At 72.6% G+C, this 20,769-nt stretch carries 21 protein-coding genes and 1 tRNA gene; 8 read left to right on the forward strand and 14 right to left on the reverse strand.

Annotated elements, in window-relative coordinates; translation table 11 throughout:
* Positions 1-134: 134 nt before the first annotated feature.
* The 4 genes from CR938_RS08650 to CR938_RS08665 all read right to left on the reverse strand — a co-directional run bounded on the left by CR938_RS08650 (position 135) and on the right by CR938_RS08665 (position 3,934).
* Positions 135-893, reverse strand: a complete 759-nt coding sequence (locus CR938_RS08650; RefSeq protein ID WP_162124630.1) for a helix-turn-helix domain-containing protein — start codon at positions 891-893, stop codon at positions 135-137.
* A 19-nt stretch (positions 894-912) separates the two neighbouring features.
* Entirely contained in the window at positions 913-2,310 is a 1,398-nt protein-coding gene (gene hemN / locus CR938_RS08655) for an oxygen-independent coproporphyrinogen III oxidase (protein ID WP_162124631.1), read from the reverse strand.
* Positions 2,311-2,409: 99 nt separating this feature from the next.
* Positions 2,410-3,696 carry a nucleotide sugar dehydrogenase gene (locus CR938_RS08660; RefSeq protein WP_162124632.1) on the reverse strand — a complete coding sequence of 429 codons (1,287 nt, stop codon included), beginning with the start codon at positions 3,694-3,696 and terminating at the stop codon, positions 2,410-2,412.
* Positions 3,697-3,857: 161 nt separating this feature from the next.
* A tRNA-Met gene (locus tag CR938_RS08665) sits at positions 3,858-3,934 on the reverse strand.
* A 110-nt stretch (positions 3,935-4,044) separates the two neighbouring features.
* Here CR938_RS08665 and CR938_RS08670 point away from each other — a divergent pair.
* The 3 genes from CR938_RS08670 (at position 4,045) to bfr (ending at position 5,500) form a co-directional block, all read left to right on the forward strand.
* Entirely contained in the window at positions 4,045-4,641 is a 597-nt protein-coding gene (locus tag CR938_RS08670) for an RNA pyrophosphohydrolase (RefSeq protein WP_162124633.1), read from the forward strand.
* Positions 4,642-4,734: 93 nt separating this feature from the next.
* Complete coding sequence (locus tag CR938_RS08675) at positions 4,735-4,935, forward strand: (2Fe-2S)-binding protein (protein ID WP_162124634.1); 201 nt, start codon at positions 4,735-4,737, stop codon at positions 4,933-4,935.
* Between the two features lie 94 nt (positions 4,936-5,029).
* Positions 5,030-5,500, forward strand: coding sequence for a bacterioferritin (gene bfr, locus CR938_RS08680; RefSeq protein WP_162124635.1), 471 nt, complete (start codon positions 5,030-5,032; stop codon positions 5,498-5,500).
* Here the strand turns inward: bfr and CR938_RS08685 are convergent.
* From CR938_RS08685 to CR938_RS08695, 3 genes are all read right to left on the reverse strand, one after another.
* A complete protein-coding gene (locus CR938_RS08685; protein WP_162124636.1) occupies positions 5,473-7,968 on the reverse strand; it encodes a hybrid sensor histidine kinase/response regulator in 2,496 nt (831 codons plus the stop codon). The genes bfr and CR938_RS08685 overlap by 28 nt on opposite strands.
* A gap of 3 nt (positions 7,969-7,971) precedes the next feature.
* Positions 7,972-9,867 (reverse strand): EAL domain-containing protein, encoded by a 1,896-nt coding sequence (locus CR938_RS08690; RefSeq protein WP_162124637.1) that lies wholly within the window; start codon positions 9,865-9,867, stop codon positions 7,972-7,974.
* A gap of 75 nt (positions 9,868-9,942) precedes the next feature.
* Positions 9,943-10,533, reverse strand: a complete 591-nt coding sequence (locus CR938_RS08695) for a DUF4126 domain-containing protein (protein WP_162124638.1) — start codon at positions 10,531-10,533, stop codon at positions 9,943-9,945.
* Between the two features lie 110 nt (positions 10,534-10,643).
* Between CR938_RS08695 and CR938_RS08700 the strand changes: the two genes are divergently transcribed.
* Genes CR938_RS08700 through CR938_RS08720 form a run of 5 tightly spaced genes read left to right on the forward strand, consistent with a single transcriptional unit; the run spans position 10,644 to position 14,068 of the window.
* Positions 10,644-11,375 (forward strand): DUF6776 family protein, encoded by a 732-nt coding sequence (locus CR938_RS08700; protein WP_162124639.1) that lies wholly within the window; start codon positions 10,644-10,646, stop codon positions 11,373-11,375.
* Complete coding sequence (locus CR938_RS08705; RefSeq protein WP_162124640.1) at positions 11,375-11,800, forward strand: bactofilin family protein; 426 nt, start codon at positions 11,375-11,377, stop codon at positions 11,798-11,800. Before CR938_RS08700 ends, CR938_RS08705 begins: the two co-directional genes overlap by 1 nt.
* A gap of 31 nt (positions 11,801-11,831) precedes the next feature.
* Entirely contained in the window at positions 11,832-12,200 is a 369-nt protein-coding gene (gene erpA, locus CR938_RS08710) for an iron-sulfur cluster insertion protein ErpA (protein WP_162124641.1), read from the forward strand.
* Between the two features lie 16 nt (positions 12,201-12,216).
* Positions 12,217-13,128, forward strand: a complete 912-nt coding sequence (gene nudC, locus CR938_RS08715) for an NAD(+) diphosphatase (RefSeq protein ID WP_162124642.1) — start codon at positions 12,217-12,219, stop codon at positions 13,126-13,128.
* A 46-nt stretch (positions 13,129-13,174) separates the two neighbouring features.
* Positions 13,175-14,068, forward strand: coding sequence for a hypothetical protein (locus CR938_RS08720; protein WP_162124643.1), 894 nt, complete (start codon positions 13,175-13,177; stop codon positions 14,066-14,068).
* A gap of 45 nt (positions 14,069-14,113) precedes the next feature.
* Here CR938_RS08720 and CR938_RS08725 read toward each other — a convergent pair whose 3' ends face one another.
* From CR938_RS08725 to fis, 7 genes are all read right to left on the reverse strand, one after another.
* Positions 14,114-14,527, reverse strand: a complete 414-nt coding sequence (locus tag CR938_RS08725) for a DUF2752 domain-containing protein (protein WP_162124644.1) — start codon at positions 14,525-14,527, stop codon at positions 14,114-14,116.
* A 7-nt stretch (positions 14,528-14,534) separates the two neighbouring features.
* Positions 14,535-14,906, reverse strand: coding sequence for a CD225/dispanin family protein (locus CR938_RS08730; RefSeq protein ID WP_162124645.1), 372 nt, complete (start codon positions 14,904-14,906; stop codon positions 14,535-14,537).
* Between the two features lie 58 nt (positions 14,907-14,964).
* Positions 14,965-15,147 (reverse strand): hypothetical protein, encoded by a 183-nt coding sequence (locus CR938_RS08735; protein ID WP_211365207.1) that lies wholly within the window; start codon positions 15,145-15,147, stop codon positions 14,965-14,967.
* A 79-nt stretch (positions 15,148-15,226) separates the two neighbouring features.
* On the reverse strand, positions 15,227-17,161 hold the full coding sequence (locus CR938_RS08740; RefSeq protein WP_162124646.1) for an MFS transporter: 1,935 nt from the start codon (positions 17,159-17,161) through the stop codon (positions 15,227-15,229).
* Positions 17,162-17,466: 305 nt separating this feature from the next.
* Positions 17,467-18,753 (reverse strand): phosphoribosylamine--glycine ligase, encoded by a 1,287-nt coding sequence (gene purD, locus CR938_RS08745; RefSeq protein ID WP_162124647.1) that lies wholly within the window; start codon positions 18,751-18,753, stop codon positions 17,467-17,469.
* 33 nt (positions 18,754-18,786) lie between these two features.
* Complete coding sequence (gene purH, locus CR938_RS08750; RefSeq protein WP_162124648.1) at positions 18,787-20,376, reverse strand: bifunctional phosphoribosylaminoimidazolecarboxamide formyltransferase/IMP cyclohydrolase; 1,590 nt, start codon at positions 20,374-20,376, stop codon at positions 18,787-18,789.
* A gap of 64 nt (positions 20,377-20,440) precedes the next feature.
* A complete protein-coding gene (gene fis, locus CR938_RS08755; protein ID WP_162124649.1) occupies positions 20,441-20,722 on the reverse strand; it encodes a DNA-binding transcriptional regulator Fis in 282 nt (93 codons plus the stop codon).
* Positions 20,723-20,769: the final 47 nt, after the last annotated feature.

Here is a 20,769-nt window from a genome sequence, read left to right on the forward strand (position 1 = left end):
GAGCACTTGAAGGTTGTCCAGCGACACATTGCCCCGCTGCCGCGGCAGGCAATCCTCGATACGCGCGAATTGCGCAGGCGTAAGTTCCATGCGCAGTATGTTAGCACGTAGTGTTAACAGGCCCTAGCGGGACTTCAGTCGCGCAGGACCGCCAGCGCCAGCGCCTCCAGGCGCTGCATGTCCAGCACTTCCACGTCGCGCCGCTTGATGTGCACCAGCCCGTCCTGCTCGAAGCGGCGCAGCACGCGGCTGACCGTCTCCGGAGCCAGGCGCAGGTAGTTGGCGATGTCGGTGCGCGACATGGTCAGCTGGAAGCGGCGCGGCGAGAAGCCGCGCGCGGCCAGCCGCCGCGACAGCCCGATCAGGAACGCGGCCACGCGCTCGTCGGCAGTGTTGTCGCGGGCGAACAGCGAGGCCACGCCGATGTCGCGGCTCATCAGCCGGAACAGGTGTTGCTGCAGGTTGGGCAGGCGCTGGGCCAGCAGCGCGATCTTCGGGAACGAGAACCGGCACAGCATCACCGTGTCCAGCGCCACCGCGTTGCAGGGATAGCGGTCGTCGTGGATGGCGTTGAGGCCGATCACCTCGCCGGGCAGGTGGAAGCCCAGCACCTGCTCGTGGCCGTTGCGGTCGACCTGGTAGGTCTTCACCGTGCCGGCGCGGACCGCGGCGATGGCGCCGAACGGATCGCCCTCGCGGAACACGTGCTCGCCCGGGTGCAGCGGGCCGACGTGCTCCACCAGCACGTGCAGGTCCATCAGCGCGGCCTTGTCCATGCCCTCGGACATGCAGGCCTGGGAGAAGGCGCAGGTGGAGCAGAAGGTCAGCGCGTCGCCGTCGTCGGCCATCACGGCCGGGCCGCTGCGCGGGAAGACCACGCCGGGACCGCTCATGCGCGCGCCCTCCCGCGGTTCAGACGGTGCGCGAGTACAGGGGGGCGGAGCCCCCGGCGGCGGTGAGGTAGCGGTCGAAGCACATGGCGATGATACGCAGCAGCAGGCGTCCGCGCATCGTCGCCCTCAGCCCGGACCCGTCGACCTCCACCAGGCCGTCGGCCTGCAGCGGCCGCAGCCGCGCCAGGGCGTCGGCGAAGTACTCGCGGAAATCGATCACGTGGCGGCGGCCGATGGCGTCGAAATCCAGCCGCCCGTGGCACATCAGCTGCTGGATCACGTCGGCGCGGACCACGTCGTCCTCGTCCATGCGGATGCCGCGCCACACCGGCAGGCGGCCCTCGTCGATCGCCTGCTCCCAGCCGGCGATGTCGCGCGGGTTCTGGCTGAAGCTGGCGCCGATGTGGCTGATCGCGCTCACGCCCAGGCCCACCAGGTCGCTCTCGGCATGGGTGGTGTAGCCCATGAAGTTGCGGTGCAGGCCGCCTTCGCGCTGGGCGCGGGCCAGCTCGTCGGTCGGCAGGGCGAAGTGGTCCATGCCGATGTATTCGTAGCCGGCCTGGCCCAGTTTCTCGATCGCCAGGCGCAGCAGGTCCAGCTTCTGCTCCGGGCTCGGCAGGTCCTCGGCGCGGATCCGCTGCTGCGGGCGGAAGATGCTCGGCAGGTGCGCGTAGCCGTAGATCGCCAGGCGGTCCGGGCGCGCCTGCAGGGTGATGTCCAGGGTGCGCGAGAAGCCCTCCAGGGTCTGCTTCGGCAGGCCGTAAATCAGGTCCACGTTGACCGAACGGAAGCCGTGCGCGCGGCAGGCGTCGATGATGCCCAGGGTCTGGGCCACGCCCTGCACGCGGTTGACCGCCTCCTGCACCGCCGGATCGAAGTCCTGCACGCCCAGGCTGGCGCGGTTGAAGCCGGCCGCGGCCAGCTCGCCGACCTCGGCCGGGGTGATGAAGCGCGGGTCCAGCTCGATCGAGCAGTCCATGCGCGCGCCCGGGGCGAAGTGGAAGTGCCGGCGCAGCACGTCCATCACCTCGGCGATCTGCAGCGGGTCCAGGAAGTTGGGGGTGCCGCCGCCGAAATGCACCTGCTCCACGTCGCGGTCGCGGTCGAACAGTTCGGAGGCCATGCCGATCTCGCGGTACAGCCGGGTCAGGTACGCGGTGCCGCGCGCCTTGTCGCGGGTGATGATCCGGTTGCAGCCGCAATAGAAGCACGGACTGGTGCAGAACGGCACGTGCAGGTACAGGGAGATCGGCCGCGGGATCGGGTCGCCGTTGCTGGCGGCCGCCACCGCGCGCAGGTCCGCTTCGCCGAAGCCGGGGGTGAACTGCGGCGCGGTCGGGTAGGAGGTGTAGCGCGGTCCCGGCACGTCGTAGCGCCGGAGCAGCTCGGGGTCGAACAGGGCGGACAGGCTGGCCATGGGGGTCCAGCCTAGGCAGGTGCCGGCGGCGTGTCCTTGATGCAGGTCAATGGCTTTGCGCGGTTGGGCGGGCCTTCAGCCTTGTGAGGGCGGACGGCCTCAGAGCCGGCCGTCCGCCGCCTCCTTCGGCAGCACGTACTTGACGTCGTAGACCACCCCCTGCGGCCGGCAGAAGGCGCGGATGCCGGCCGCGCCCAGGCGGCGGAACTGCTCGTGGCCGACGGCCACCACCACCGCGTCGAAGCCGCCGGGCGCGGGGGCGGCGTCCAGTTCCAGGCCGTACTCCTCCAGCGCCGCCTGCGGGTCCACCCAGGGGTCGTGGACGTGGACCTGGGCGTTGTAGTCGCGCAGGGTGCGGATCAGGTCCATCACCCGGGTGTTGCGCAGGTCCGGGCAGTTCTCCTTGAAGGCCAGGCCCAGCACCAGGACCCTGGCCTGCACCGGGTTGATGCCCTTGCGCACCATCAGCCGGATCACCTCGTGGGCCACATAGGTGCCCATGCCGTCGTTGGTGCGTCGCCCGGCCAGGATCATGTCCGGGTGGTGACCGACCTGCTGGGCCTTGTAGGTCAGGTAGTACGGGTCCACGCCGATGCAGTGGCCTCCCACCAGTCCCGGGCGGAACGGCAGGAAGTTCCACTTCGTGCCGGCGGCCACCAGCACCTCTTCGGTGTCGATGCCCAGGCGGTTGAACAGGATGGCCAGGTCGTTGACCAGGGCGATGTTGACGTCGCGCTGGGTGTTCTCGATCACCTTGGCCGCCTCGGCCACGCGGATGCTGCTGACCCGGTGGGTGCCGGCTGGGATGATGCTGCGGTAGAGCGCGTCGATGAAGCTGGCCGCCTCGGGCGAGGAGCCGGAGGTGACCTTGGGGATGTCGGTGATGCGCCGGGTCCGGTCGCCCGGATTCAGGCGCTCGGGGCTGTAGCCCACCTGGAAGTCGCGGCCCAGGACCAGGCCCGAGACCCGCTCCAGGATCGGCACGCACACCTCCTCGGTGCAGCCTGGGTACACGGTGGACTCGAAGACCACCGTGTCACCGCGGCCCAGCACCCTGCCCACCGACTCGCAGGCGCGGGTGAGATTGCCCAGGTCCGGGCGGCAGGCCGCGTCGATCGGGGTGGGCACGGTGACCACGTACACGTTGCAGCCGGCGATGTCCTCCAGCCGCCAGGTGAAGGACAGACCCGTGGCGGCGGCCAGCCGTTCCGGCTCCACCTCCAGGGTGCTGTCGCGCCCTGCGCGCAGTTCCTCGACGCGGCGCTGCTTGATGTCGAAACCGATGGTCGGATAGTGCCGGCCGAACTCCACGGCCAGCGGCAGGCCCACGTAGCCCAGGCCCACCACGGCGATCCGTACCTGGTCCAGGGAGACAGCATCCGTCATCGGCGATCCTCGCGGGGCGTGGAGAGCACGCCCGGTACGCGGATTATGGCCGCCGCGGCCGGCGGCGGTGGCGCGGACCGGGCGCGCCCCGGGCGGCGGCGACAAAAAAAACCCGCCGGGTGGCGAGTTCCTTGGCAACGCGTTGATCCACAATGGAAATCTGGTGGCTATGGGTGGACTCGAACCACCGACCCCAGCATTATGAGTGCTGTGCTCTAACCGGCTGAGCTACATAGCCATGCGCGGAGCCGCGCATTTTTCACCTTCCCGGCCGCGCTGTCAATGCACGCTTGTCGGGTCGGCGGGGGCATGGCACAGTCGGGCCTGACGAATTCTGGAGTCCGCATCGTGATCGATCCGGACGGATACAGGCCGAACGTGGGCATCGTGCTGATGCGGGAGGACGGCCAGGTGTTCTGGGCGCGCCGCGTGCGCCGGGACGGCTGGCAGTTCCCGCAGGGCGGCATGCGCAGCGACGAGACCCCGGTGGAGGCCATGTACCGCGAGCTGCGCGAGGAGACCGGGCTGCTGCCCGAGCACGTGGAGGTGCTCGGCTCCACCCCCGGCTGGCTGCGCTACCGCCTGCCGAGCCGGGCCATCCGCCGCGGCGGTCCGGGGCCGGTGTGCATCGGCCAGAAGCAGGTCTGGTTCCTGCTGCGGCTGCTGGCGGACGAGTCGGCGGTGCGCTTCGACATCACCGACACCCCCGAGTTCGACCACTGGCGCTGGGTGGACTTCTGGCACCCGGTGGACCACGTGGTGACCTTCAAGCGTGCCGTCTACGCCCGGGCGCTGCGCCACCTGGCGCCGCTGGCCCGCGGCCGCGGGGTGGCCATCCGGCAGATGCCGCCGACCGCACTGGAGGCCTGGCTGCCGGGCAGCGCCGCCGGGCACGAGCGGCCGCGCAAGCGCCGGGGGCTGCGGGGGCGGCGCTCCTCCGCCTGAACCGGATGGAAACGAGGGCTGTTCTCAATTGACAGCCATTCTCATTCGTAGTGGAATTGACGGCACCTTCATGGTGATCCGGCCCTTCCGCCCGTGTACGTTTGCATCTGTAACGGAGTGACCGACCGTCACATCCGCGAGGCCGCCGAGAACGGCTGCTCCAGCATCACCGAACTGACCATGCGGACCGGTGCCGGCGCCTGCTGCGGCTCGTGCCTGGACATGGCCGCCGCGATCCTCGAGCAGCACCGCGCCCGCGCGCTGCCGCTGCCGGTCCTGGCCGAGGCCGCCTGACCCCCGCACCGGGGATGCACTCGATTCGCGTTCCTCCGCCGCCACGCGCGGCGCGCTAGAGTGCGCGCGTTCCCCCCGCAAAGGAGCGCTGCAGATGAAAGGCGACGCCAAGGTCATCGAGTACCTCAACAAGGCCCTGTACAACGAGCTGACGGCGATCAACCAGTACTTCCTGCACGCCAAGATGCTGAAGAACTGGGGGCTGAAGGAGCTGGCCGAGCACGAGTACAAGGAGTCCATCGACGAGATGCACCATGCCGACTGGCTGGCCGAGCGCATCCTGTTCCTCGAGGGGCTGCCGAACTTCCAGGCGCTGGGCAAGCTGCGCATCGGCGAGGGCCCGCGCGAAGTGATCGAGTGCGACCTGTCGCTGGAGCTGGACGGCATCCCGCTGCTGCGCGAGGCCATCGCCTACTGCGAGTCGGTGGGCGACTACGTCAGCCGCGACCTGTTCCGCCGCATCCTCGACAACGAGGAGGAGCATGTGGACTGGCTGGAGACCCAGCTGGACCTGATCAACCGGATCGGCGAGCAGAACTACCTGCTGACCAAGCTGGACGACTGACCGCCGGCGGGGCTGGCCGACAGCCAGCCCTGCAGCGCCACCCGCGCGCGCGCGAACTCGGCGATCAGCAGCGCCACCGCCACCGCCGGGCGGTCCAGCGCGTTGGCGCGCGCGCCCAGCTCGATGCGCTTGGCCGCGGCCGACAGGGCCAGCGCACCGACGTTGGCCGAGGACGACTTGAGCGCGTGCGCGGCCTCGCGCATCTCGGCCAGGTCGGGGGCGGCGGAGGCCTCCTCCATGCGCCGGATCAGCCGCGGTGCCTCCTCCAGGAACAGGCGCACGATGGCGGTGGCCTCGTCGCCGGCGATCTCGCGCAGCTCGTCGAGCACGGCGGTGTCCAGCACCACCGGCGGTGGCGGCTGGGCCGTGGCCGGTGCCTCCACCGGCGCCGGGGCGGCCGTTGCCGCGGGCGCGGGGGCCGGAAGCGGTTCGACGGACGCCACCGGTGCGACGGGGGCGGTGGCCGTCCCGGCGGTTCCGGGGGCCTCGGCTTCGGCCACGGCGGCGTCGGCCGGCGCCCGCGGTGCCACCGCCTTCGGCCGCGGCGCGGCGCGCAGCCAGCGGCGCAGGCAGGCCTCCAGCTGCTCGCGGGTGACCGGCTTGGACAGGTAGTCGTCCATGCCGGCGTCCAGGCAGCGCTGGCGGTCCCCGGCCATGGCGTTGGCGGTCATGGCGATGATCGGCAGGCGCCGGCCGCGGGGGTCGCCGGCCTCGTGCTCGCGCCAGCGGCGGGTGGCCGAATAGCCGTCCAGCACCGGCATCTGGCAGTCCATCAGCACCAGGTCGTAGTCGCCGCTGGCCATGTGCTCGAGGGCGACCTCGCCGTTGGACGCGGTGTCGCAGTCGTAGCCCAGCACCGACAGCAGCTTCTGCGCCACGCGCAGGTTGACCGGATTGTCCTCGACCAGCAGCAGGCGCGGCGGCGGGCCGACACCTGCCGCCGCGGTGGCAGGCGCCTCGGCCGCGGCGGGCGCCGGGGCTTCCGCCGGCGCGGCCTGCACCGGCCCGGGGGCGGGCGCGGGTGGCTGCCCCGCGGCAGCCGTGGCCGGCGCGGCCTGCAGGGTGGCACGCAGGGTGGCGTCCGGCACCTGGCGCGGCAGCAGCGTGGCCCGCTCCTGCAGCGCCTCCGGCACCGGCTCGTCGCCGTACAGCCACACCAGGCGCACGCCGGCGTAGGCCGGGGTGCGCAGCAGCGCGCGGTGCAGCACCGGCGCGGCCTGGCGCAGGCCCTCGTGGTCGGCCAGCACCACGCCGTAGGCCGGGCCCAGGCCGCCGGTGGTGGCCGGATGGCGCAGGCGCTCCAGCGCCTCCTGCGGCGTCTCCACGATGCTGACGGTGATGCCCCAGTTGGGCAGCAGCAGGGCCATGCGCTGGCGCAGACGCAGGTCGGGCGTGACCACCAGCACGCGCCGCGCCGGGTCCGCCAGCAGCGGCGCGGCCTGCATGTCGCCGACCACCTTCAGCAGCGGGATCTCGAACCAGAAGGTGGAACCGTGGCCCGGCTCGGACTGCACGCCGATGCGCCCGCCCATCAGGTCGACGATGCGCTTGCAGATGGCCAGGCCCAGGCCGGTGCCGCCGTACAGGCGGGTGGTGGAGGCGTCGGCCTGGGTGAAGGCATGGAACAGGCGCGCCTGCTGGTCGCGGGCGATGCCGATGCCGGTGTCGCGCACCTCGAAGCGCAGCAGGTGCTGGGTGGGCGTCTCGCCCAGGCGCCGCACCGACACCTGCACGCCGCCGCGCTCGGTGAACTTGACCGCGTTGCCGACCAGGTTGCCCAGCACCTGGCGCAGGCGCACCGGGTCGCCGCGCACCGGCAGGCGCACGCCCGGCTCGATCTGCAGGTCCATGCGCAGGCCCTTGCCCTCGGCCGGGCGCTTCATCAGCTGCAGCACGCCCTCCAGCAGCTCGCGCAGGTTGAAGCTGGTGATCTCCAGCTCCAGGCGGTTGGCCTCCAGCTTGGAGTAGTCGAGGATGTCGTCGACGATGCGCAGCAGCTGCTGCGAGGACTCGTGTGCGGTGCGCAGCATCTCGCGCTGCTCCGGCGCCAGGTTGCCGCGCGCCAGCAGGTCCAGCATCGGGATGATGCCGTTGAGCGGGGTGCGGATCTCGTGGCTCATCGTGGCCAGGAACTCGCCCTTGGCCAGGGCCGCGGCCTCGGCCGCCTGCTTGGCCTGCACCAGCTGCTGCTCCAGCTGGTCGTGGCGGTGCACGTCGCGCTGCAGCACGTTGCGCTCGTGCTCGGCGGTGGCCGCGCGCGCCAGCGCCGCCTCCAGCTCGCGGAACTGCGCGCGGCTGGCGGCCAGTGCCGCCAGCGCGGCGGCGGCGGCCAGCAGGCCCAGCACGGCCGCGGCCGGCAGCCACGGGCCGGCGGTGCCGGAAGCGGCCAGGCCCAGCGCCCCCAGCGCGGCCACGGCGGCGACCGCGGCGACGGTGGGCCATGTGCTGCGCGGGCTCGGGGCGCTCATGGGCTACAGCACCGCGCTCTGGAAGTCGAAGTCCAGCTCGCTGCCGACCGAGTGCACGAGGTTGCCCTGGACGAAGTCGATGCCGGCCATCCACATGGTCGCGGCGGCCTGCGGGTCCTCGATCTGCTGGCCGATCACCTGCAGGCCGAGGCGGTGGGCCAGGTCGATGGCGGTGCGCAGCTGGTCGCGCAGCTGCGGATCGGCGTGGGCGGCGGCGAAGCGTCCGGCCATGCGCACGTAGCCCAGCGGCAGCTGCGCCAGCAGCGCCTCGGCCTCCTGGCCGGGCTCGAACTGGCTCAGGCAGAACTGCACGCCCAGCGGCAGCATGCGCCGGCAGAACTCGGCCAGGGTCACGCTGTGGATCAGTGCGTCGGACAGGCGCACGTCGATCACCACCGAGGTGCCCTCGATGCCCAGGTCGGCCACGGTCTTGGCCATCCACTCGGCGAAGGCCTCGCGCGCCAGGGTGCGCGGCGACTGCGAGACGAACAGGCGCAGCGGGCTGCCCTCGGCCTTGCGCCGTGCGATCAGGTGCAGGGCGTGCTCCATCACCTGCTGGTCGAAGTCGGCGATGCGGCCGCTGGCCTCGGCCACCGGCACCACCTGGCCGGCCGGCAGCAGGGTGCCGTCGGGACGGCGCAGGCGCAGCAGCACCTGGTACTGCGCCAGGTCGTTGCCGGCCACCGCCACGATCGGCTGGTAGGCCAGCTCCAGCTGGCCCTCGAGCATGGTCAGGTGTTCCTGCGCCTCCTGCTCGCTGGGCGGCACGTGCGCGGCCACGCCCTGCGGGCGCAGGCGCGCCTGCAGGGCGGCGCGTTCGGTGGCCTCCAGCGCGGCGCCGGCCTCGGCGAAGCCGTGCGACAGGGCGGCGTAGCCGATGGCGCCACGCAGGTGCAGCGTCTCGTCGCCGCGCACCGGGAAGGACTCGGCGGCCAGGCGCTCGCGGATGGCGACGGCGGCCCGTTCCAGCGCCGCCTCGTCGGCATCGCGGTGCAGGGCCAGGAAGCTGTTGTCGTTCAGCCGCGCCAGCGGGGCCGGGGCGACGATCCGCGCCAGGCGGCGGCCGGCCTCGGCCATCAGCCGCTCGAAGGCGGCGTAGCCGTAGCGCTCGCGCAGGCTCAGCGCGCTGCCGATCTCGATGAAGAACAGCCCGCCGCGGGCGCCGCCGTGCAGGGCCTCGTCCACCTGCTGCAGCAGCCAGGCGCGGGTGGCCAGGCCGGTTTCCGGGTGGTTGCGCAGCGGGCCGGGCTTGTCCTGGCGGCGCTGCGCGCGCAGGCGCTGGATGCGGCTGGACACCGCCGCGATCAGGTGGCGCGGGCGGATCGGCTTGGTCAGGAAGTCGTCGGCGCCGCTCTCCAGCACCTCGAACTGGCGCTCCGGATCCGGGTCGCCGGTGAGGAACACGATCGGCAGCAGCTGGCAGCCCGGCTGCTGGCGGATCAGGGTGGTCAGGCGCATGCCGTCCAGGCCCGGCATGTGCAGGTCCATCAGGATCAGGTCCGGGTCGAAGCGGCCGATGGCGGCGATCACGCCCTCCGGCTCCAGCTGCACCTCCGCCTGCATGCCGGCGCCGTGCAGCACGCTCTGCGCGAACAGGGCCTGGGCGCGGTCGTCCTCGACGATCAGCACGCGGAAGGGCGGCTCCTCCTGGGCGCCACCGCCGTCGGCGACGGCCGGCGCCGACGCGGGGGCGGCGGGGGGCGGTTCCGCGGCCCCGGCCAAGGCTACGCCGGTGGCGGGCTCGGCCGGGGGCTCGTCCACGGCGGCCTCGGCCTGCCCGCCGGCGGCGGGGGCATCCGGCACCCAGCGCCGCCAGTAGTGCGGCGGCGGCGTCTCGGCACGCGTGCGCGTGCGCGCGCCCGGTTCGTCCGGTGCCGGCGCGGAATCTTGTACGGCCATCGGTCTTACCCCCAGGTGGAGCCGCATTATGTGACCAACATCGCCCATCGCGACAAGTCTTGCGCGGCGCGGCGGTCAGCCTCCGCGCGCGGGCAGCAGGCGCCGCACGCCGCGCGCCAGCACGCGCCAGATCCACCACACCAGCAGCGCGCCCAGCACGCTGGTGCCCAGCACCAGCGCCAGCGCGATCCAGGGATGGGCGATGGCCAGGGCCAGGCCGCCGACGATCACCGCGTCCTCGGTGGCCGAGGCCAACCAGTTGCTGGCCGGTTCGGGCGAGGTGTTGAGCAGGGCGCGGGTGCCGGACTTGAGGGTGTGCGCGGCCAGCGCCACGCCGGCGCCGGCCGCCAGCGCGCCGGCGCCCAGCTCGCCGTCCGGGGACAGCGTGGCCGCGGCCAGGAAGGCGCCGGCCGGAACCCGGGCGATGGTCTGCAGCAGGTCCCAGACCGAATCCACGCCGGGGATCTTGTCGGCCAGGAACTCGGCCACGGCCAGCGCGCCGGCGGTGCCCAGCACCCACCAGGACTGCGTGGCCTGCAGCGCCGGTGGCAGGTCCACCCAGCCCAGCAGCCCGGCCAGGCCCACCCCGAACACGGTCAGGTAGGCGCGGATCCCCGCCATCCAGGCCAGCAGCAGGCCGATCACGAACACATGGGCCTCGGACATGGGCGGTCCTCCGACGGTGGGCGGGCGCGGGGCGTCCCGGGCGGGCACGCGCGGGGCGGTTACACTAGCCGGCCCCGGTCCATCGCAGTATAGGCACAGGTCCCGACCCGATGACCGTTCCGCCGCCGCCGCGTTTCCGCATCGTCTCCGGGCAGCCGCGCCTCGGCCGCGGCTGGTTGGCCGCCCTTGCCGCGGCCTGGCTGGCGAGCCTGGTGGTGGCCTGGGTGCTGGCCACGCGCCTGGCCGCACCGGAGCTGGCCCAGGCCCGCGCCCAGTTGCGCGAGGCCGAGCGCACCGCCGCCCAGCAGCAGCGCCAGCTGGATGCGCTCAGCCAGCAGGTGGCCACCCTGACCCGCTCGGACCAGATCAGCCGCGCCGCCAACACCGAGCTGCAGTCCTCGCTGGCCGAGCGCGACGAGGAGATCGCCGCCCTGCGCGCCGACCTGGCCTTCTACGAGCGCCTGGTCGGCGCCACCGGCCAGCGCAAGGGGCTGAACGTGCACTCCATCGAGTTCATCCCCGAGGAGGCCGGCACCTGGCGCTACCGGGTGGTACTGACCCAGAACCTGAACCGCGGTGCGATCAGCCGCGGGCAGATGCGCTTCTCGGTGGAGGGCGTGCGCGCCGGCAAGCTGGCCAGCGTCGGCTGGGACGAGCTGCACCAGCGCCAGAACGTCCCCGGGCAGGAATATTCCTTCCGCTATTTCCAGGAACTGGGCGGCAGCGTGATGCTGCCCAAGGATTTCACCCCGCAACGTGTGCGAGTCTCTCTCCAGGGCACCGGCGCAGGCGCCGAGCAGGTCTTCGACTGGAAACCCGCCACCGGCGGGGGAGGCAGGTGATGTTCAAGAGCAAGTCCACCCAGCAGCGTGACGGCTTCGCCGTCGACACCCTGATCGGGCCGGGCGTGGTGATCCACGGCGACATCGAGTTCACCGGCGGCCTGTATGTCGAGGGCCGGATCCAGGGCAAGGTCACGGCCACGCCGGGCAAGCCCGCCACCCTGATCCTGGCCGAGCACGGCGCCATCGAGGGCGAGGTGCATGCCCCGGTGGTGGTCATCAACGGCGAGCTGACCGGCGACGTGCACGCCGCCGAGCGGGTGGAACTGGCCGCGCAGGCGCGGGTGGCCGGCAACGTCCACTACAGCGTGGTGGAGATGAGCGCCGGCGCCCAGCTCACCGGTCGCCTGGTCCACGTCCAGGCCCAGGCCCAGGCGTTGCCGGCCCCTGAAGGCCGGGTGCCGGAGATGGCCGCGGCCACTTGAACCCGGGCCGCGCCGGCCCCACCCTGTCGCCATGATTCCGCTGCCTTCCGCACCCACCTACCAGCAACTGGAACAGCCGTTGCGCTTCACCTCCGCCGCGGCGGCCAAGGTCCGCGAGCTGATCGCCGAGGAAGGCAACGCCGACCTCAAGCTGCGCGTCTACATCCAGGGCGGCGGCTGCTCCGGCTTCCAGTACGGCTTCGAGTTCGACGAGAACCAGGCCGAGGACGACATGGCCGTGACCACCGACGGCGTGACCCTGCTGGTCGATCCGCTCAGCCTGCAGTACCTGATGGGCGCCGAGGTGGACTACAGCGAGGGGCTCAGCGGCGCGCAGTTCGTGATCCGCAACCCCAACGCCAGGACCACCTGCGGCTGCGGCAGCAGTTTCAGCGTCTGAGCGTGCGGGGCCGGCCATGAGCGATGCCGCCGGTTCCCTGCAGGGCTTCGCCTTCTGCCACACCGGGCTGGACCGCGCCGACACCCTGCGCGGCGACGCCGGGGCCCTGCGCCGGCTGTGGCCGCAGGCACGTCTGCTGCTGCTCGACGCCCAAGGCCGCGCCGCCGCCGATCCGGCCGGCGGCCCGCTGCCGCTGCGCGGCGCCGACCTGGGTGGCGGCCCGGGCACGGCGATCTTCCTGGGCGTGGAGACCGACGGCCAGGCCTGGTTCGCGCTGGACGCGGCCGCGGCCCCGGACGTGCGCGCCGAGCACTGGCTGGACCTGCGCAGCGCCGCCGTGCAGTGGCCGGTGGCCCAGGCCGGCGCCTTCGCCTACGCCCGCGGCATGGTCTACTGGCAGGCGCGCACCCGCTACTGCGGCGTGTGCGGCGGCGCGGTGGCCTTCCCCCGCGGCGGCTTCGTCGGCCACTGCGGGCGCTGCGGCACCGACCACTATCCGCGCGTCGACCCGGCCATCATCGTCGCCGTCAGCGACGGCCGGCGCCTGCTGCTGGGCCGCCAGCCGGGCTGGGCGCCGCGCCGCTGGTCGGTGCTGGCCGGCTTCGTCGAGCCGGGCGAGACCCCCGAGCAGACCGTCGTGCGCGAGGTTCACGAGGAGACCGGCGTGCGGGGGCGAGGCTGCCGCTCCCTGGGAGCGCAGCCGTGGCCGTTCCCGGGGGCGCTGATGCTGGGCTTCTGCGCCGACGCCGAGCCGGGCCCGCCGCGGGTGGACGGCGAACTGGAGGAGGCGCGCTGGTTCAGCCGCGAGGAGATCGGCCAGGCGTTGGCCCGCGACGACTCGGCCTCCGAAGGCCCGGTGCTGGCCCCGCCGATCTCCATCGCCCGCGCGCTGATCGAGCACTGGTACCGGCGCGGCGGCGACGCGTAGGGGCCGCCCGCGGGCGCCGGGGCTAGAATCGCGGCAGGGAGGATCCATGTTCACCACACTGGTCGCCGTCATCGCCGCGCTGGTCCTGGGCCACGTGGCGTCCACGCGGGTGGCGGCGCTGCGCCGTTTCCAGTGGTACCGCGGCTGGCTGGAATGGCTGGGCATGCAGTCCGGCGACGGCGGGTTCTGGGCCGGCCGTTACGGCCTGGCGCTGGCGGTGTTGCCGCCGGTGCTGCTGATGGCCGTGGCGCAATGGCTGCTGGCCCGTCCCCTGCTTGGCCTGCTCGGCCTGCTGCTGGGCGTGGTGGTGCTGGCCTGCACCTGGGGACCGCGCGACCTGGACGTGGACATCGAGGCCGCCCTGGACGCGGACGGGGCCGAGGCCCGCCGCGCGCGCCTGGCGCTGCTGGCCACCGAGCCGGGGCAGGACGTGCGCGAAGGCCCGGGGCTGCCGGCGGCGGTGATGCGCGCCGCCCTGCGGCGCTGGTTCGCGGTGCTGTGGTGGTTCCTGCTGCTGGGCCCGGCCGGGGCGCTGCTGTACCGCCTGGTGGAGCAGGCGGTGGCCGGCGTCGGCCATGGCCTGCGGCCGGAGGACAACGCCGCCGGCGCGCGGCGCCTGCTGCCCCTGCTGGACTGGCCGGTGGCGCAGCTGATGCCCCTGTCCCTGGCCCTGGTCGGCAACTCCGACCGGGTCTTCCGCGCCGGGCGCGCGGCCGCCGGTGACCGCTGGACCGGCCGCACCGACTTCCTCGACGCGGCCGCCCGCACCGCGGTCAGCGGCGAGCTGGAGGAGGAGGCGCAGGACTACGTGCGCGAGGGTTACCTGCCGCTGCGCCCGGACCTGCCCGAGCTGCGCGACGCCATGAGCCTGGTGTGGCGCATGCTGCTGCTGTGGGTGACCCTGCTGGCGCTGCTGATCATCGCCGGCTGGGTGGGTTGAAGACGCGCCGCGCACGGCGCGGACGGCGGATCCCCCGCGTCGCGCTCAGCCGGGCGCCAGCCAGGAGAACGGCGGCCAGGGCAGGTTGCGGGCGATCCAGTACGCCGGCAGCACCCACAGCCACAGCTTCGGCCGCAGCAGCACCTCCATCACCGGTTCCAGCACGCGCGGCCGCCAGCCCGCGGCCCAGGCCGCCATCGCCGGCAGCACCGGCAACAGCAGCACCGCCAGCGGATTCATCGACAGGGCGCGCGGCAGGTCGCCGTGCACCAGGGCGTGCAGGGCGCGGGTCAGGCCGCAGCCGATGCAGTAGTGGCCGGTCAGCAGCCGGAACAGGCAGGGCGGGAACGGGCTGCCGGCGACGTTCGGATCGAAGGTGCGCAGCAGCCAGATGCCGGCGCCGGCCGCCACCGCGGCCGACGCCAGCAGGAGGAACCGCCAGGGATTCAGGCGGTCCATGGGCGTGTTACTGCGCCTGCTCCATCTGGCGCTGGAGCTCCTCGACCATCTCCATGTAGCCCTCCGGGCCGACGGAGATGAACCAGCCCAGCGAGACCAGCACCGCGAGGATGAGGATGCCGGTGGTGACCCAGCACCAGATCTTGGCGGTGCCCGAGGCACGGCGCGCGCCGTCCAGGTCGCCGGCGTTGAGCAGGGTCTTGACCCTGGACGCGAACACGATGGCGACGATGCCGGTGACCAGGCCCGGGAAACTCAGGCAGGAGAAGCAGCAGGACAGGAACGAGAGCACCGTGACGGTGATCGCCCAGGCCAGGTAGGTCGGAACCGGGGCGTGGACCTGGGAGGCCGGGGGCGTCGGCGGCGGGACGTAGCTCATGGGAGTTTCCTCGGGGTGGAAAACGGTGGTCAGGCGCCGGGCAGGGCGCCCATCATGGTCAGCCCGCCGAACAGACCGCCCGGAAGCGGGCCTTGGCCGCGGCCTCGCGCGCGCCGGCGATGTCGCCCGCGGCGCGCTTGCCATCCGCCTGGGAGCCCGGCGGCAGGCGCCAGAACAAAGCGACCAGGATCGCCCAGACCTGGTAGTTCGGGAGGTACTCGGTGGAACCGTGGGTGCTCACGGCGTGGTTTCTCCCCGGTGGATGGCGCAGGCAAGCCTAACCGACCAGCGCGTGGCAAAAAAGCGGACAATCTCGGCCATCAGGCGTCGTCGCCGCGCAGTGCGCGGACCCGCGCCTCCAGCATCGCGGCGGTGACCTGCCCGGTTTCCGGCGGCGCGGCCACCACCTCGACCCGCGCGCGGAAGCGCCGCGGCACGCGCATGCGGCCCAGGCGCGAGTCGCGCCGGCTCCACATGCTGGCCCACATCCCCTTCAGCGCCATCGGCACCACCGGCACCGGTCGCCCGGCCGCGGCCGCGCGCGCGAGGATGCGCTCCACGCCGGTCCGGAACGGGGCGATTTCGCCGTCGCGGGTCAGCCCGCCCTCGGGGAAGATGCACACCAGCCCGCCCTCGGCCAAGGTCGCGTCCACCTGGTCGAAGGCGCGCTGCATCAGCTCCGGATCCTCCCTGGCACCGGCGATCGGGATGGCCTTGGCGGTGCGGAAGATCCAGCGCATCACCGGGATGTTGAAGATCCGGTGGTGCATCACGAAGCGCACCGGCCGCGGGATCGAGGCGGCCAGGATCAGCGCATCCATGTAGCTGACGTGATTGCACACGATCAGGCCCGCGCCCTCGTCCGGCACGTGCTCCTCCACGCCGCGGATGCGCAGGCGGTACAGCGCCCGCACCAGCAGCCAGCTGAGGAAGCGCATCAGGAACTCGGGGACGATGGTGAAGATGTACAGGGCCACCACCGCGTTGGCGATGCCCAGGGCCAGGTACAGCTGCGGGATGCTCAACCCCGGCAGCGGCACGGTCACGCCGGCCACCGTGAGCGAGTCCATCTGCAGCACGATGCCGGTGACCGCGGCCAGCACGATGAACAGCGCGTTCTGGATGTTCAGGCCGGCGATCACCCGCGCCAGCTCGGCCTTGGGCGTGCGGCTCTGGATCAGGGCGAACAGCGGCACCACGAAGAAGCCGGTGAACAGGCCGATGCCGGTCAGGTCCGTGACCACGCGCCAGCTGCCCGGCTGGGCCAGGAAGCCGGCCACGTCCAGGCCGCTGGTGGCCGGAACATGGTGGCGGGCGAAGTACAGGTCCAGCAGGAACCCGGTCATGCCGATCGCGCCCAGCGGCACCAGGCCGATCTCCACCGTGCGTGCGGACAGCTTCTCGCACAGCAGCGAGCCCACGCCCACGCCGATGGAGAACAGCGCCAGGGCGAACACGTACAGCGTGGGCGTGCCGCCCAGCCAGGCCTCGGCGTACACCGGCAGGTTGCCGGTCAGCACCGTGCCCACGAACCAGAACCAGGAGATGCCCAGCACCGCGTTGCGCACCGCCAGCCGGCGCCGGGTCAGCTGCCAGATCGCCCACGACTCGCGGACGATGTTCCAGCGCACCCTCAGCTCCGGCGCGCCGGCGTCCACGCGCGGGATGGCACGGCTGGCGAGGTTGCCGGCCACCGCCAGCAGGACCAGCGCGGCGCCGGCCACCCACGGTCCCTGCGTGCCGGCCACGGCGAAGATCAGGCCGCCGAAGATCATGCCCAGCAGGATGGCGATGGAGGTGCCCATCTCCACCAGGCCGTTGCCGCCGGTCAGCTCCTCCGGGCGCAGCACCGCCGGAAGGATCGAGTACTTCACCGGGCCGAACAGGGTGGACTGCACGCCGGTCAGGAACAGCGCACCCAGCAGCACCACCATGTTCTGGGTGAGGAAGCCCACCGCCGCCACCGACATGATGGCGATCTCCATCGCGGTGGTGATGCGGATCAGCCGCTGCTTCTCCAGTTTCTCGGCGATCTGCCCGGCGGTGGCCGAGAACAGGAAGTACGGCAGGATGAAGATGGCCGGCGCCAGCTGCGTGTACAGCGCCTTGTCGGTCTGGTCGATGGCCATGTAGCCGAGCAGGCCGACGATGGCCTGGCGGAACACGTTGTCGTTGAACGCCCCCAGCAGCTGGACCACGAAATAGGGCAGGAACCGGCGTTGCCGGAGCAGGGCGAACTGGTTTTGGCCGGACATGCGTGCTTCCGCTGGAGGTCGCGCGGAAGCCTAGCAAACCGCCTCCACCGCCCGCACACGCCCATCCGCGGGAACCGCACCGGCCAGGGCCGGCAGGGCATGGGCGCGGATGCCGCCCTGGCCGGCCGGTCCTCGTGCTGCCGCTCGCGCACGGCGCGACCAGCAGGCCGATGCCGGGCGTGGCGGCCGGTCCTGCGGGGGCGGATTCCCGGTCCAGCGCAGTCCCGTCGGCAGTCGCGCGCAGGCGTGCCGGGCCGGCACGCGCTGCCGGACCCGGCGGAGCGGCGCCGGCGCCCGCCGCGGGCCTAGCCGCGCTCGCGGGCGATGGCGCGCCAGCCGATGTCGCTGCGGTGGAACTCGTGTTCCCAGTGGATCCCCGCCACGCCCGCGTAGGCGCGCTGCCGGGCCTGGGAGACGCTGTCGCCCAGCGCGGTCACGCACAGCACGCGGCCGCCGGCGCTGACCACCCTGCCTTCGCCATCCAGCGCGGTGCCGGCATGGAACACCTTCACGTCGGCCGGGGCCGTGTCCAGTCCGGTGATCGTATCGCCGGTGACGGGTGCCTCCGGATACGGCCGGGCGGCCATCACCACGCCCAGCGCGCACTGCGGGTTCCACCGCGCCTGGACCTCGTGCAGGCGGCCGTCCAGCGCGGCCTCCACCAGCTCCACCAGGTCCGAATCCAGGCGCAGCATCACCGGCTGGGTCTCCGGGTCGCCGAAGCGCACGTTGAACTCGATGACCTTGGGCGCGCCGTCCGGGGCGATCATCAGGCCGGCGTAGAGGAAGCCGGTGAACGGCGTGCCGTCGGCGGCCATGCCGGCCACGGTCGGCTCGACGATCTCGCGCATGATCCGCGCGTGCACCTCGGGGGTGACCACCGGCGCAGGCGAATAGGCGCCCATGCCGCCGGTGTTGGGGCCGGTGTCGCCGTCGCCCACGCGCTTGTGGTCCTGGGACGTGGCCATCGGCAGGGCGGTGCGGCCGTCCACCATGGCGATGAAGCTGGCTTCCTCGCCCTCCAGGAACTCCTCGATCACCACGCGCGCGCCGGCGTCGCCGAAGGCGTTGCCCGAGAGCATGTCGCGCACCGCGGCCTCGGCCTCCTCCAGGGTCATGGCCACGACCACGCCCTTGCCTGCGGCCAGGCCGTCGGCCTTGACCACGATCGGCGCGCCCCTGGCGCGCACGTAGGCCAGCGCCGCCTCCACCTCGCTGTGCACCTCGTAGAAGGCGGTGGGGATGCCGTGGCGCTTGAGGAAGTCCTTGGCGAAGGCCTTGCTGCCCTCCAGGCGCGCGGCCGCAGCGGTGGGACCGAAGATGCGCAGGCCGGCGGCGCGGAAGCGGTCCACCACGCCGGCCACCAGCGGCACCTCGGGGCCGACCACGGTCAGGGCCACGCCCTCGTCCTGCGCCAGCTTCAACAGGCCGTCCAGGTCGGTGGCCTTGACCGCGGCGTTGCGGCACCTGGCCTCGGTGGCGGTGCCGGCGTTGCCCGGCGCCACGATCACCTCGGACACGCGCGGGGACTGCGCCAGTTTCCAGGCCAGCGCGTGCTCGCGGCCGCCGGAACCGATGACCAGGATCTTCATGCCCGATGCTCCTGCAGGACGGATGGGGGGATCTCAGTGACGGAAGTGGCGCACGCCGGTGAACACCATGGCGATGCCGTGCTCGTCGGCCGCGGCGATCACCTCGGCGTCGCGCATCGAGCCGCCGGGCTGGATCACCGCCTTGATGCCGGCGGCGGCCGCGGCGTCGATGCCGTCGCGGAACGGGAAGAAGGCGTCGGAGGCCATCACCGAGCCCTCCACCACCAGACCGGCGTCGGCGGCCTTGATGCCGGCGATGCGCGCCGAGTACACGCGGCTCATCTGCCCGGCGCCCACGCCGATGGTGCGGTTGTCCCTGGCGTAGACGATGGCGTTGGACTTGACGAACTTGGCCACCTTCCAGGCGAACAGCAGATCCTCGAACTGGCGCTCGGTCGGGGCCAGCTTCGTCACCACCTTCAGCTCGTCGCGGGTGACCACGCGGTCGTCGGCGGTCTGCACCAGCAGGCCCGAGCCCACGCGCCGGGCGTCGATGAAGCCCGGCGCCGGCGGCGCGAACGGGATGCGCAGCACGCGCACGTTGGCCTTCTTCTTCGCGTACTCCAGCGCGGCCTCGTCGTAGTCCGGGGCGATCAGCACCTCGACGAACTGGCGGTCGAGGATGGTGCGCACCGTGGTCGCGTCGACCGGGCGGTTGAAGGCGATGATGCCGCCGAAGGCGCTGGTCGGGTCGGTGGCCCAGGCGTGTTCGTAGGCCTCGGCCACCGTGGCGGCCACCGCCACGCCGCAGGGATTGGCGTGCTTGACGATGACGCAGGCCGGGGCGTCGAACTGGCGCACGCACTCCCAGGCCGCGTCGCTGTCGGCGATGTTGTTGTAGCTCAGCTCCTTGCCCTGCAGCTGGGTGAAGGTGGCCAGCGAGCCCGGGGCCGGCCGCAGGTCGCGGTAGAACGCGGCCTGCTGGTGCGGGTTCTCGCCGTAGCGCAGGTCCATCACCTTGACGAAGTTGCCGTTGAACTGCGCCGGGAACAGGCCGCGGTTGCGCGCACCCTCGTCGGAGGGCTCGGCCATGGCCGAAAGCACGTCGCTGATGCGCGCGTCGTACTGGGCCACGCGGTTGAACGCGGCCACGGCCAGGGCGAAGCGGGTGCGCAGGGACAGGGCGCCGCCGTTGGCCTCCAGTTCCTGCAGCAGGCCGGCGTACTGCGCCGGGTCGGTGGCCACGGCCACGTGGGCGAAGTTCTTGGCCGCCGCGCGCAGCATGGCCGGGCCGCCGATGTCGATGTTCTCGATGATGTCCCCGAAACCCGCCTCCGGGTCGGCGGTGACCTGCTCGAACGGGTACAGGTTCAGCACCAGCAGGTCGATCGGCTCGATGCCGTGCTCGGCCATCACCGCGTCGTCCACGCCGCGCCGGCCGAGCAGGCCGCCGTGCACCTTCGGGTGCAGGGTCTTGACCCGGCCGTCCATGATCTCGGGGAAGCCGGTGAGCTCGGACACGTCCCTGACCGGCAGGCCGGCCTCGCGGATGGCGCGGGCGGTGCCGCCGGTGGAGAGCAGTTCGATGCCGCGGGCGGAGAGGGCGCGGGCCAGGTCCAGCAGGCCGGTCTTGTCGGAGACGGACAGCAGGGCCCGGCGGACGGGCAGCAGGTCGGTGGTCATGGCGGGGAGCGGGCGGAGGAAAGCCGCCAATTATAGACGCCCCCCGGCGCCGGCCCGGCGGCCCTCAGACCAGGCCGTAGTCCTTGAGCTTCTTGCGCAGGGTGGCGCGGTGGATGCCCAGCAGCGCGGCGGCGCGGCTCTGGTTGCCCTCGCAGTGGTTGAGCACCTCCACGAACAGCGGGATCTCCATCTCGCGCAGCACGATCTCGTACACGTCGTTGGCCTCCACGCCGTTGAGGTCGCGCAGGTAGCGGCGCACGGACTGGGCCACGTGCTCGCGCAGCGGCGGGCGCGGGGAGGAGCTTCGGCCGGAGTCGTTGGCGCGGGAGGGCGGGTTCTGCTGCACGGGAATCCGGGATGACCGCGTCATGACGGGCAGGGGAGTCTAGCGCG

The organism is Pseudoxanthomonas taiwanensis (assembly GCF_010093135.1).
Taxonomy (GTDB): Bacteria; Pseudomonadota; Gammaproteobacteria; order Xanthomonadales; family Xanthomonadaceae; genus Pseudoxanthomonas; species Pseudoxanthomonas taiwanensis.

Bases quoted from the DNA above. Each gene is read 5' to 3' on its own strand.
- CR938_RS08650 (WP_162124630.1), bottom strand. From the start codon at position 893: ATGAGCGGTCCCGGCGTGGTCTTCCCGCGCAGCGGCCCGGCCGTGATG.
- hemN (WP_162124631.1), bottom strand. From the start codon at position 2,310: ATGGCCAGCCTGTCCGCCCTGTTCGACCCCGAGCTGCTCCGGCGCTAC.
- CR938_RS08660 (WP_162124632.1), bottom strand. From the start codon at position 3,696: ATGACGGATGCTGTCTCCCTGGACCAGGTACGGATCGCCGTGGTGGGC.
- bfr (WP_162124635.1), top strand. From the start codon at position 5,030: ATGAAAGGCGACGCCAAGGTCATCGAGTACCTCAACAAGGCCCTGTAC.
- CR938_RS08685 (WP_162124636.1), bottom strand. From the start codon at position 7,968: ATGAGCGCCCCGAGCCCGCGCAGCACATGGCCCACCGTCGCCGCGGTC.
- CR938_RS08690 (WP_162124637.1), bottom strand. From the start codon at position 9,867: ATGGCCGTACAAGATTCCGCGCCGGCACCGGACGAACCGGGCGCGCGC.
- CR938_RS08695 (WP_162124638.1), bottom strand. From the start codon at position 10,533: ATGTCCGAGGCCCATGTGTTCGTGATCGGCCTGCTGCTGGCCTGGATG.
- CR938_RS08700 (WP_162124639.1), top strand. From the start codon at position 10,644: ATGACCGTTCCGCCGCCGCCGCGTTTCCGCATCGTCTCCGGGCAGCCG.
- CR938_RS08705 (WP_162124640.1), top strand. From the start codon at position 11,375: ATGTTCAAGAGCAAGTCCACCCAGCAGCGTGACGGCTTCGCCGTCGAC.
- erpA (WP_162124641.1), top strand. From the start codon at position 11,832: ATGATTCCGCTGCCTTCCGCACCCACCTACCAGCAACTGGAACAGCCG.
- nudC (WP_162124642.1), top strand. From the start codon at position 12,217: ATGAGCGATGCCGCCGGTTCCCTGCAGGGCTTCGCCTTCTGCCACACC.
- CR938_RS08720 (WP_162124643.1), top strand. From the start codon at position 13,175: ATGTTCACCACACTGGTCGCCGTCATCGCCGCGCTGGTCCTGGGCCAC.
- CR938_RS08725 (WP_162124644.1), bottom strand. From the start codon at position 14,527: ATGGACCGCCTGAATCCCTGGCGGTTCCTCCTGCTGGCGTCGGCCGCG.
- CR938_RS08730 (WP_162124645.1), bottom strand. From the start codon at position 14,906: ATGAGCTACGTCCCGCCGCCGACGCCCCCGGCCTCCCAGGTCCACGCC.
- CR938_RS08740 (WP_162124646.1), bottom strand. From the start codon at position 17,161: ATGTCCGGCCAAAACCAGTTCGCCCTGCTCCGGCAACGCCGGTTCCTG.
- purD (WP_162124647.1), bottom strand. From the start codon at position 18,753: ATGAAGATCCTGGTCATCGGTTCCGGCGGCCGCGAGCACGCGCTGGCC.
- purH (WP_162124648.1), bottom strand. From the start codon at position 20,376: ATGACCACCGACCTGCTGCCCGTCCGCCGGGCCCTGCTGTCCGTCTCC.